Source organism: Candidatus Gastranaerophilales bacterium, assembly GCA_028693235.1.
Taxonomy (GTDB): Bacteria; Cyanobacteriota; Vampirovibrionia; order Gastranaerophilales; family Gastranaerophilaceae; genus JAQUVW01.
Window position 1 is genome coordinate 92,714 of the sequence record JAQUVW010000002.1, and the last position, 12,342, is coordinate 105,055.

Below are 12,342 nucleotides of genomic sequence, written 5' to 3' on the forward strand. Positions count from 1 at the left end.
TTTACTATTTTAACAAATTTAAAAGTTTAACCTCTGTTTTTTTAAAAAACTTTACTCAAAAATTTAATATTTACATTTTTTACAAAAATATCCTTTGATAAATTTCCTTGAAATGACAAAATAATAATAAGAGGTATTTATGAATAAAATAGTTTTAGCACAAATTGACCCGATAGCAGGGAATATAAGCCATAATTTTGAAAAAATAAAAGAAGCAATAACAAAAGCAAAAGAAGAAAAAGCTGATTTAATAATTTTCCCGGAGCTTTCTCTTTTTGGATATCCGTTTGGTGACTTAATTTCAAGACATACAGCTTTGATTAAAAAACAGCTTAAAAAACTTGAAGATATCGCCTCTTTAACAGAAGGAATAACTGCTTTGGTTGGATTTATCGAACCAACTGACAGAGAACATAAAAAACCTTATTTCAACTCTATTGCGGTGCTCCAAAACGGTAAAAAAATTCAAACAGTAAGAAAAATATTACTCCCGAGTTATTGTGAATTCAATGACAACAGGTATTTTGAACCTGCAGAAAAAACATCTGATATTTTAGAGCTAAACGGCGAACGATTTGGCATTATTATTTGTGAAGACGGCTTCAATGACAACGACTTTTTTGAACACAATTTATATGAAGCTGATCCTATCGAAGAATTGATAGCAAAAAAAGCCGACACGATTATAAATTGTTCATCATCGCCATCAAGAACCAGAAAAGAGCAACTTAAACATAATTTATTCTCGTCCATTGCAAAAAAATACGCTGTTAATTATATATATGTAAATCAAGTAGGCTACGCTGATGACTTGTGTTTTGACGGCTCTTCAAGAATTTACAATACAAAAGGTGAGTTGACTTTAAGAGGTCAATTTTTCGAAGAAGATTTTCTGATTTCCGAAAACTACAAAGGTACGATAAACAAACTACCTAAAGGTTTAGATAAAAGCCTTAGCGAAATCAAAGAATTCAATCTTGATTACGAAAGCGATTTGGATAGAACATACAGAAGCATTATTTGTGCCATCAAAGGATATTTCGGCAAAAACGGATTTAAACGAGCTGTACTAGGGCTTTCAGGGGGATTGGACTCCTCTGTATCTGCTGTTTTATTAGCTCACGCACTCGGAAGTGAAAATGTCCTAGGAATTTCAATGCCCACAAAAATAACCTCTCAAGCAAGTAAAAGTGATGCTGAAATTTTAGCTAAAAACTTAGGCATAAAATTCTTTGAAACCCCAATTGCAGAGCAGGTTGAGGTTATGAAATCTAGCCTTAACAAAATTTTTGACAAAGTTAATACTGATAAATGCGAAAAATCTACAACTTTTGAAAATATTCAAGCCCGCTTAAGAGCAACAATTCTTTGGAGCATTTCAAATGAATACAAACAAATGCTACCTATTGCAACAAGCGATAAATCAGAGCTTTATATAGGTTATGCAACTATAAACGGCGATATGTCAGGCGGATTTGCACCGATTGCAGATGTAACCAAGACAAAACTTTTTGCTCTTGCTGACTTTATCAACAGAAATTCTAACTCCGGAGAAATTATTCCGAAATCTATCCTAGCAAAACCTCCGGGAGCGGAATTGAAACTTAAAAAAGACGGCTCTGGAACCGTTACCGCTGAAGAAGAAAATATGCCTTATGAATTTTTAGACGAAATAATATGGTGCGTAGAAAACCGCAACTATGGGTTTGAAGACCTTATGGCTCATCATTTTGCCTATGAAATTAAAAACAATATTTCTCTTGAGCAAAAAAAGGAATGGATAAAAAAATTCTATTGGAAATCACATTGTGCAATTTTTAAATGGCACTTACTTCCTCCATCTGCAATTGTTGACTCAAAGTCAATAAATAATGTAGAATATCACCATCCGATAATTTCAAAATTCTGCACAAAATAAAGGATTCTTATGCCTAAAACAGAACACGAAAAACAACTCTCAGGTGACCTATACAACGCATTTGATAAAGAAATAACAAACTTACAAGCAACATCAAGAGTTTTTTTGAATAAATTTAACGCAGAAATAGATAAAACTAAGCGTTACGACATTATGAAAAAATGGTTCAAAAATATAGGTGATGGCTCGTATATTGAACCGAATTTCTTTTGCGACTTCGGTTGCCATCTTGTTGTGGGCAATAATGTTTATATGAATACAAACTGCACTATTTTGGATTCAGCAATGGTAACAATCGGTGACTATACGCTGATTGGTTCAGGAGTTCAATTTTGCACACCGATGCATCCTATAGACCCCATTTCCAGAAGAAGCGGCGTGGAATACGCAAACCCAATCACAATAGGCAAAGATTGCTGGATTGGTAGCGGTGCGATAATTTTGCACGGTGTAACAATTGGAGATGGAACAACAATTGGAGCAGGCAGCATAGTCACAAAAGATATTCCCGCCAATTCTATTGCCGTTGGCAACCCATGTAAAGTCATCAAAACTTTAAACTAAGCCGCACAAAATCTAAATTTACGATTCACTAACAACCTTTTTGAAGCAATGAAATCAGCTTCATCCATATATTCTTTAACATACTTGTCGTAATTCATCAAATACAAAAGAGAATTTATCTCGGCAGACATATTTAATAAAACAATATTTCGCCTAATCCCTTCTTTCTTTAACAAAGAAAAGAACTTATTAGGTACAAACTCTACGTTTTGCAAATCAAGAACAATCCTGAACTCGTCAGGACTGCTCTTACACATATCATCTATAGCATCAACCATTTCACAAGTTATTTTGTGAAAACTAAAGTTGACGACGATAGCAGCTAGCCCATTATCTATAGCTTTTATTATTTGCATAATATATCCCTAATACATTTATTATAAATCACGTATTAGGGATAATTAATTATATATAAGTTTTAAATGTATTGAACTAAAGTATAGCCTTTTCTTCTTCTTGTTTAGCTTCTTGCTCTGCTATAGCTTCCACTTTTCTGTTTTTTCTGTATCCATATAGGAAATAGATTACCAATCCTATCAAAATCCAAACCGGAAATAACATAGGAGATTTATGCAAACTCTTTGTAGCTTCAAACATCAAATAAGAACAAATACAAATTCCCAATAACGGTGTCCAAGGACAGAAAGGAACTCTAAACGGTCTTTCTCTTTTCGGGTCTGTATGTCTTAGTATCAAAACACCAATACACACAATAATAAATGAGGTAAAAGTACCAAATATACAAAGTTCAGCCGCCACATTCATATCCATAAACAAAGAACATAAACAAACAATAATAACTGTTGTCCAAGTAATTACGTATGGAGTTTGATATTTAGGGTGAACTTTTTTCATAACAGATGGGAAGAAATTATCTCTCGCCATCGCATATAAAATTCTGGTTGTACCAAATTGTAAAACCAACAATACAGAGGTTAAACCAGCTAAAGCACCGACTGAAATCAAACCTGCAATTCCATTTTGACCAACCATTTTCATAGCAGCAGCAATTGGTGCATGCATGTCAATCGGACTTCCGTAAGGAATAATCCCTGAAAATACCAACGCAACTAATCCATATATCAAAGAACAAATTACAAGAGAAGCAATCAAACCTATCGGCAAATCTTTTTGAGGATTTTTTGTTTCTTCTGCAGCTGTAGATATAGCATCAAACCCGATGTAAGCATAAAATATTACAAACGCACCGATAATTACACCCTGCATTCCGTTTGGAGCAAAAGGTGCCCAGTTTTCAGGTTTGACATAAAACGCACCAACTCCGACAAATAATGCGATGACAGCAAGTTTTACAAATACCATGAATGTAGCAACTTTTGTTGACTCTTTCATACCTTTTGTTAAAACAGCAGCCAATGCCAACATTATAAAAATAGCAGGAGCATTAAGACAAATAGGAACACCACAAATATGAGGTATGGCGACATTCGGGTCAATTCCCAAATCAGTATATTTTTCAACCGCAGTATGATATTCATTTATAACCCATAAAGGAGGATTGGTAAGCCAAGCAGGTAAATACTTGTCAAACCCTTGAAGTAATTGGAAGAAATACCCTGTCCAACTGGAAGCTACTGTAATATTACCGATAGCATATTCGAGCATCAGAATCCAACCTATTATCCAAGCTGCAAGTTCACCCATAGTAGCGAAGGTGTACGTATAAGCACTACCGGCAACAGGAATCATAGAGGCAAATTCTGCATAACATAACGCGGGAAAAATACAAGCAACAGCTGCAAGGACAATAGATACCAACAAAGAAGGTCCTGCACCTATATGGTCACTTGTTCCGAGAGCCGCAGCACCTATCATTACAAATATTCCTGAGCCGATAACAGCACTCACACCCAAAATAATAAGGTCAAAGGCTGTTAGCGTTTTATTTAATCCGCCTTTTTTTGATTGTTCAATCAAATCGTCCGGATTTTTTTTCTTTAATAATTTTGATACAAAATTTTCGACTAATCCTGTTTCGGTCACGTTTTTATTCATTTAATACCTATTTTCTTCATTCCGTTTCAAACATTTGTGTTTGTTATTTAACACTAACTACGGGACGGGATTCTTTATTATCTTTTATCAACGGGAATCCTAAAGCTTCACGTTGTTCTACATACAATTTCGCAACAGCAGCAGCCATTTTCCTAACTCTGTTGATATAGTTAATTCTCTCATCTTTACTGATAACACCTCTTGCATCTAATAAATTAAAGGTATGAGAGCATTTCAAAACATAATCATAAGCAGGTAAAACTAAGTCAGCATCGCAGCATGATTCAACTTCTGCCTGACATAAATCAAACATTTTAAATAAGCGTTCAGCGGTAGAATATTCAAAATTATATTTTGATTGTTCAATTTCGTTTTGCAAATAGATTTCGCCATAATTCAACTTATTATTCCACATAACATCATATACAGAATTGACATTTTGAAGATACATAGCAATACGTTCAAGCCCGTAAGTTATTTCCAAAGCAACAGGTCTGATTTCTAAGCCACCGACTTGTTGGAAATATGTAAATTGTGTAATTTCCATTCCATCAAGCCAAACTTCCCAGCCGACACCGGCAGCACCCAAGGTAGGAGATTCCCAATTATCTTCAACAAATCTGACATCATGTTTTGTCAAATCAATACCCATCGCCTCTAAGCTCTTGAGATAAACTTCTTGAGCATTATCCGGTGACGGTTTCAAAATCACTTGGTATTGATAATAATGACCTAATCTGTTAGGATTTTCACCATATCGAGCATCGGTAGGACGACGACAAGGCTCAACCATAGCCGTTGACCAAGGTTCAGGTCCCAATGAACGCAAAAATGTCGCAGGGTTCATTGTGCTCGCACCCTTTTCAATGTCATAAGGCTGTTGAATAATACATCCTTGCTCTGACCAATATTTTGAAAGGTTTAAAATTAATTCTTGAAATGTGAGTCCCACTTTATTTTTTCCAATCTCTTCGTTTGCTAGCTTTTCTATTTTATATCAATCATATAAAAAATCAAAATAAATCTCTCCATTAAAAATTTGATTTTTTTCAAAAAGTCATTGTTTTTATAAAAAAATCAAAAGTTTTTTAATATTTTAATACTGTTTTTTTAAAAATAGACAGTAAAAGACAAGCATTTTCAGTAAAGAAGAATAAAACCGCAAAAAGAAAATCGCCTTTACAAAAAGACGATTTTCTTAACATTTAAGTTATTTAAAAAACAAATCAACGATTATAATTTTTCAGCAACCATCAATGTAGTTTCAGCCAATCTTGTAGAATAGCCCATTTCGTTATCATACCAAGAAATGATTTTAACCATATTGTCGCCCATTGTTTTTGTCAACAATGAATCAACTGTAGATGATTGGTGAGTACCAACGAAGTCAGAAGAAACAAGAGGTTCATCTGTATAGCAAAGAACTTTTCCGTCAGCAGCTTCTTTCAAAGCAGCGTTTACTGTTTCAGCAGTAACAGGTTTTTCTGTTTCAAAAACAACGTCAACTAGAGATACATCCGGAGTAGGAACTCTCATAGCGAAACCATCCAATTTGCCTTTAAGTTCAGGAAGAACCAAAGCAACAGCTCTAGCAGCACCTGTTGTTGTAGGAACAATATTCAAAGCACCGGCTCTAGCTCTACGAGGGTCTTTGTGACCAGCGTCAAGAATTTTTTGGTCGCCTGTGTAAGAGTGAACTGTAGTCATCAAGCCTTTAACGATACCGAATTTTTCTTTGATAACTTTAGCTACAGGAGCCAAGCAGTTAGTTGTGCAAGATGCCATAGAAATTACGTTATGTTTAGCTGAATCGTATTCATTGTCGTTAACGCCAAGAACGATAGTTTTGTCTTCATTTTTAGCAGGAGCTGAGATAATAACTTTTTTAGCACCTGCATCGATGTGAGCTTTAGCTTTAGTAGCATCTGTGAAGAAACCTGTAGATTCAACAACTACTTCAACATTCATATCTTTCCAAGGAAGTTGAGCAGGGTCTTTTTCTGCGAAAAATTTGATTTTTTTACCATTGATAACCAAACCGTCTTCAGCTACTTCAACAGTACCGTTAAATTTACCCATTACAGAGTCATATTTAAATACGTGTGCTGCATTTGCAGGTGTCAAGCCTGGGTCATTGATTGCAACATAATTAATTTTGTCAAAGATACCTTCTTCGATAGCTGCTCTTAATGTGTTACGTCCGATTCTACCGAATCCGTTAATAGCTACGTTTACCATAAGTTTAAGCTCCTATTCTTTTTTACTACATAAAATTTAAACTATGCCACCTTTATAAACGAAACAAAAAAGATAATCAAGTAAAAAAATTTTTATAAATAACCAAAAAAAACAATCATAAAGGATTAATTTATTTACATTATGGGTATTTTTGTATATAATAATTAAATTATATATTGTTGTTAGAAAGTTATATATGAAAAATAATAAAAAAGCATTTTCTATTGCAGAAGCATTAGTTACATTAATGATAGTTAGCTTGATGCTATCTGCAATTGTCCCTGTTGTGGCGAAAAAGCATACTACAACGGATAAAGAAATTTGGAAATATACAGAGAATAACTCTGATATATATTATGGAAACTCTGACTCGCAGTCTGCAATAATAGGATATAACAAACTACCGGTTGTATCATATTGGTCAGATTTTAATTCAAGCACAGATTCTACACCAAAAGATAAGGGTGCAAGGCTTGCAATTGTTACCCCAGCAAATTCAGGTAGTGAACAAACAATTAGTCGTTCTTTAATTAGTTTTTATCAACGTGGTAGTAGTTCATCTATGTACAAAATAGGTAAAATATCATTTTCATATGGTGGTGATATTGCAATTGGAGATAGAGCTCTCGAGAATGCAAGAGATTATAGCTACAATACCGCAGTTGGTTTTAAATCCATGAAAATGAAAGATTCAACAACCTCTACTCCATATGCTTCCACAGCTTATGGATATAAGTCAATGGCAGAAGCCAATAATTCAAATCAATCTACAGCTATCGGTTATCTATCAATGATGGAGTCTTATGGTAGCTATAATACTGCTTTAGGAAATGAATCGCTTTGCTATTGTGGTGACGCCTCAAATTTTTCTTCATACAATCTTGCTTTAGGAGATAGAGCTCTAAACAAAACACTTGGAGGCGAAAATATTGCAATAGGACAAAGAGCTATGCAATCAAATGGTAAAGGGGGTTATAATGTTGCATTAGGTCAATCTGCTTTACAAACCAATAATAAAGGAGATTATAATATAGCTATTGGTTATTATACTATGTCAAATAATGATACAGGTTCTTATAATCAAGCTATAGGGCAATCTTCTATGAGTAGCAATAAAACCGGCGGTTCTAACTGTAGCTTAGGTTCTTATACACTACAATCAAATAAAGATGCCTCGTATCAAGTAGCTTTAGGCTATTATGCACAAAACAATTACAACCCTACAACCATTCCAAAAACCACATTAGGAAGTTATGAAAATGAAATAACAAATACAGCCATTGGTAGCTATGCGTTGACCATGAACAAAACAGGTTATGGAAATGTAGCCGTTGGCGGATTTAGTTTATACAATAATACTTCTAACTATAATATCGCTATTGGGTTCGCTTCACTATACTCAAATACAACAGGCTATTGTAACACAGCTAACGGATATCAGGCTCTTTACTATAACACAACAGGCTATTGTAACACAGCTAACGGAATGATGGCACTTTTATACAACTCAACAGGCTATTGTAACACAGCTAACGGATATCAAGCTCTTTACGCCAACACAACAGGCTATAATAACACAGCTTACGGAAAGGAGGCTCTTTACTCTAACTATACAGGCAATAATAACACAGCTTACGGGACTTCTGCACTTTTTACTAACGAAACAGGAGAATCTAATACAGCTATCGGCTATCAATCCGCTATATTCCAAACTGGCAGCTACAATGTTGCGATGGGAACTAATGCTCTTTTTGGTGAAGAGGGCAAATCTGATGGCGGATACAATACTGCTGTCGGATATCAATCTCTACAAGGCAACACAACAGGCGTTAGAAACACTGCTAACGGTGCTAACTCATTATTGTCAAATACAGAAGGTTGTTACAATTCAGGCTTAGGCTATCAATCCCTTTTCACAAATACAACAGGACATAGAAATACTGCCCTTGGGTATAATTCTTTATATTCAAATGACACAACCTCTGATAATACCGCAATTGGCTATCAATCAGCATTCAACCAAAAAGGTGATTACAATATTGCAATAGGTTCAAACTCCCTTTTTGGAATAGAAGGTGCCTCTAATGGCTCTAACAATATCTCTATCGGCTATCAATCTCTTTTTCATAGCAAAACAAACTCTTACAACACAGCTATAGGCTCTTATTCTGAGTATAGCTACTCCCCTACGACTATAACAACAACAACTTTAGGTACATTAGGCAGTAAAGAAATAACTAATACAGCGATTGGCGAATACACATTGTATTCTAACACTTCAGGATATGGAAACGTTGCTATCGGAGGTTATAGCTTATATTACAATAATCCGTCAGCTGAAGCTAAGACAGCAAGCTACAACACAGCAGTCGGTTTTGCTTCACTATTTAGCAACACAACAGGAAATTATAACACAGCTAATGGGGTTACTGCACTTTATAAAAACACAACGGGCAAAGAAAATACAGCTAATGGACACGCTGCACTTTATTACAACACAACAGGAAACTATAATACAGCCAACGGTATTGGAGCACTTTACTACAATACAACTGGCTTTGCTAACACAGCTAATGGAGATAGTGCTCTTTATAAAAACACAACAGGCAATAATAACACAGCCGATGGTATTGGTGCACTTTTCAACAACACAACTGGTGTAAACAATATTGCATTAGGATTTTACGCTGGATATAACGCTACAAGTACAGCAAATTATAAACTATATATTGAAGGAAATGGCCAAACTCATAATGGTGCAAATGCTCTAATCTATGGTGACTTTAACGCCAGAACTCTAAAAATCAATGGAACCTTAACCTGCACCACTTGGGGCGGAACGTCTGATGCCAGAATGAAAAATGTGGGTGAAGAAAACAAAATCGGTCTGGAAAAAATATTACAACTAAAAGTCAAAGATTTTACCTACAAAGGTGACAAAACCAAACGTCAACACATGGGTATAATCGCTCAAGAAGCTCGCAAAGTATTCCCTCGTGCGATTTTTGAAGCTGACGGAAACCAACAATATAAAAAATTATTATACGTTGATACAAGCGAAATTGTTTTCGCTCTCGTCAACTCCGTAAAACAATTGAACACAAAAATCGTCAATGCTGTCACCAGAATTGAAACTATTGAAAAAGAAAATATAATACTTAAACAAAAAGTCGCAACACTCGAAAAACAAAATAAGGAGACCAAAAATCAATTAAACAACATAAACAAACGTTTAGCCAAGCTTGAAAAATAAAACATTTAAACCTCCTATTTTGCACATTGCTATAAAAACAGAAAACGAAACAGCTTTAATTACGCCAAAGTAATTTTTAAACAAGAGCTATGCTTTCACAAGCACTGCAAACTTTCAAATAATTTTTACCCTCTTGAATATACATGAGGGCTTTTTTTTGATATAATATTTAGAGATTAATCGAGTATGAATGGATAAAAAAATGACATGTAAATTTTCAAAAAGAACCTCAAGAGATTATAATTTTTGGAGAAAAATCTTTTTAAGATTAGTCTGCAACTGGACTTTTGGTCTATATGTTAGAATTATGTACAGACTTGAAATTATTGGTTTATGCAACATACCAAAAGATAAATCTAAAAATTATATAGTAGCTGGAAATCACATCTCATCAAAAGATCCTTTTATTATGGTACAAGCTTTACAAACGCCTGTTGCTTTTATGGCAAAAGAAGAATTGTTTGAAAAATTTTTCTCTCGTATGTTAATGGACTGGTGCGGAGCTTTCGCTGTTGACAGAGAAAAATTAGGCGTTTCAACCATCAAAACCGCTCTAAACATAAAAAATACCGGCTGGAAACTTGGATTATTCCCACAAGGAACTCGCGTTTTAAACGGAAAAATTGAGAATATTACAAAAGGTTTTGCATCTCTTGCAAAAGCTACTAAAGCAGATATTTTACCGGTTGCAATTCTTGGAGCTGATAAAAATGTCAAAATACCTTTTACAGGAAAAATTATAGTAAAAATTGGAACTTTAATCCCCTACAGTGACAACATTGACGATATGGTCGAAAAATGGGGCAAAGCCATCTCTGAATTAACCGGATATGAATATCTGCCGGCATAAAATTAACAAGAGGGAATTATGAAAGAGAAAATAAATTATTCAAAACGATTGGCAAAAGATTTTAACGCCGCTAAATTTTTATTTCAAATTTGGGCAGTTTACTTTGTCGCAGCTCCTGTTTTTTACTTTTTCTATAAAGTAAAATTTAAAGGTCAACAAAATATCCCCAAAGGTAAAAAAATAATCTGTGCAGCAAATCATCTCTCCTATTTTGACCCTTTCTTGGTCTTTATGTCTGTAAATAAGCCTCTTGCTTTCATGGCTAAAAAAGAACTTTTTGAAAATGAAAAAATGGCTAAAACACTTGACTTTTTGGCAGCTTTCGCTGTAAACCGTGAAAGACTCGAAGTCTCAACCATAAAAACCGTAAAAGAAGTTTTTAAAACTAAACATTGGCGTTTTGCCATCTTCCCTCAAGGTGGAATTAGAAAAAATAAAAAAATTGAATATATTAACAAAGGATTTGCAGCTATCGCAAAAGCCTCTAAAACAGACATTTTACCAATCGCAATTTCAGGTTGCGAACAATATTGCTGGAAACCTTTTGGGGGCGAAATAAATGTCCAAGTTGGTGAACCCATTTCCTACAACCAAGACATTGACTCCATTATTGATGAATGGGGAAGAAAAATAACAGAAATGAACGGATACGAATACGCTCCAACAGAAGAAAACCCAATAAAAGAACTCTATAAAGCAAAATCATAATCTCCTTATTTGTAAAATAATGTTAAAATATTTTTAGTATATACGTTTTATATACTTTAACATGTGGAAATAGTTAAGTATAGCCAATTCTCTTTATTACTTATTTCCTCCACTCCTTTTCTCCATGACAAATTTTAGCGTCGCATTGCGACGTTTTTTTTGTCTTCTTTTTGAGATAAAGTATGAGACAAATTTTTCTAAACTCACCAATTTCACAAGTGATTGCACACCTCAAATGAGGTGTGCATTTTGTTTTCAGGGTTGAGAACAAATATTACATATGTACTGCTTTTTTTATATTATAAGATTCCGCCAAATTAAATATATCTCTTAAATCTAAAGCTGATATTTCAGGATTAATATATTTAATATTTCTATCCATCAACATTCTTATTGTCCTTTTTGCTTTATTCTTCGTAATTAAAACCAATTGCATATTGTGAGTTTCAGAATAAGCTTTGATTTTAGTTGCAATTTCTAAATTATACAATTCAGAATCAATAACAATAGTACTAACTAAACCGTTTTTTAAATATTTATAAATATCATTTGGATATATAGTGGCAAAAATATCATCTTCTACAATACCTGCATTTACGCATTTATCAGAAAAATTCACTATTTTTTTTAAATCATCTCTAATCAACAAAAAGCAATTATTCATTATTTTTCTCTCTTCAATTATATATAATATATAAATCGACAAAATAAGAAGAAAAATAAAATAAATGAAAAAATTTCCTCTATTCAAATGACAAAAAGCTCCACAATTGCGGAGCTTTTTATAAACATAAA

General features: G+C 34.0%; 10 protein-coding genes. 5 read left to right on the plus strand and 5 right to left on the minus strand.

Going from position 1 to position 12,342, the window contains the following annotated elements:
• Positions 1 to 139: 139 nt before the first annotated feature.
• Both nadE and PHV37_03535 read left to right on the plus strand, forming a co-directional pair.
• Positions 140 to 1,918 (plus strand): NAD(+) synthase, encoded by a 1,779-nt coding sequence (gene nadE / locus PHV37_03530; protein ID MDD3237147.1) that lies wholly within the window; start codon positions 140 to 142, stop codon positions 1,916 to 1,918.
• 9 nt (positions 1,919 to 1,927) lie between these two features.
• Positions 1,928 to 2,482, plus strand: coding sequence for a sugar O-acetyltransferase (locus PHV37_03535; protein ID MDD3237148.1), 555 nt, complete (start codon positions 1,928 to 1,930; stop codon positions 2,480 to 2,482).
• Here PHV37_03535 and PHV37_03540 read toward each other — a convergent pair.
• From PHV37_03540 to gap, 4 genes are all read right to left on the minus strand, one after another.
• Entirely contained in the window at positions 2,479 to 2,838 is a 360-nt protein-coding gene (locus PHV37_03540) for a hypothetical protein (GenBank protein ID MDD3237149.1), read from the minus strand. The genes PHV37_03535 and PHV37_03540 overlap by 4 nt on opposite strands.
• A gap of 76 nt (positions 2,839 to 2,914) precedes the next feature.
• Positions 2,915 to 4,498, minus strand: coding sequence for an amino acid permease (locus tag PHV37_03545; protein ID MDD3237150.1), 1,584 nt, complete (start codon positions 4,496 to 4,498; stop codon positions 2,915 to 2,917).
• A gap of 43 nt (positions 4,499 to 4,541) precedes the next feature.
• Complete coding sequence (glyQ, locus tag PHV37_03550) at positions 4,542 to 5,450, minus strand: glycine--tRNA ligase subunit alpha (GenBank protein ID MDD3237151.1); 909 nt, start codon at positions 5,448 to 5,450, stop codon at positions 4,542 to 4,544.
• Positions 5,451 to 5,731: 281 nt separating this feature from the next.
• Positions 5,732 to 6,736 carry a type I glyceraldehyde-3-phosphate dehydrogenase gene (gene gap / locus PHV37_03555; GenBank protein MDD3237152.1) on the minus strand — a complete coding sequence of 335 codons (1,005 nt, stop codon included), beginning with the start codon at positions 6,734 to 6,736 and terminating at the stop codon, positions 5,732 to 5,734.
• A 196-nt stretch (positions 6,737 to 6,932) separates the two neighbouring features.
• Between gap and PHV37_03560 the strand changes: the two genes are divergently transcribed.
• From PHV37_03560 to PHV37_03570, 3 genes are all read left to right on the plus strand, one after another.
• A complete protein-coding gene (locus PHV37_03560) occupies positions 6,933 to 9,989 on the plus strand; it encodes a tail fiber domain-containing protein (protein ID MDD3237153.1) in 3,057 nt (1,018 codons plus the stop codon).
• A 202-nt stretch (positions 9,990 to 10,191) separates the two neighbouring features.
• On the plus strand, positions 10,192 to 10,839 hold the full coding sequence (locus PHV37_03565) for a lysophospholipid acyltransferase family protein (GenBank protein MDD3237154.1): 648 nt from the start codon (positions 10,192 to 10,194) through the stop codon (positions 10,837 to 10,839).
• Positions 10,840 to 10,857: 18 nt separating this feature from the next.
• Positions 10,858 to 11,547 carry a lysophospholipid acyltransferase family protein gene (locus PHV37_03570; protein ID MDD3237155.1) on the plus strand — a complete coding sequence of 230 codons (690 nt, stop codon included), beginning with the start codon at positions 10,858 to 10,860 and terminating at the stop codon, positions 11,545 to 11,547.
• Positions 11,548 to 11,821: 274 nt separating this feature from the next.
• Here the strand turns inward: PHV37_03570 and PHV37_03575 are convergent, their stop codons facing one another.
• Positions 11,822 to 12,211, minus strand: coding sequence for a hypothetical protein (locus tag PHV37_03575; GenBank protein ID MDD3237156.1), 390 nt, complete (start codon positions 12,209 to 12,211; stop codon positions 11,822 to 11,824).
• Positions 12,212 to 12,342: the final 131 nt, after the last annotated feature.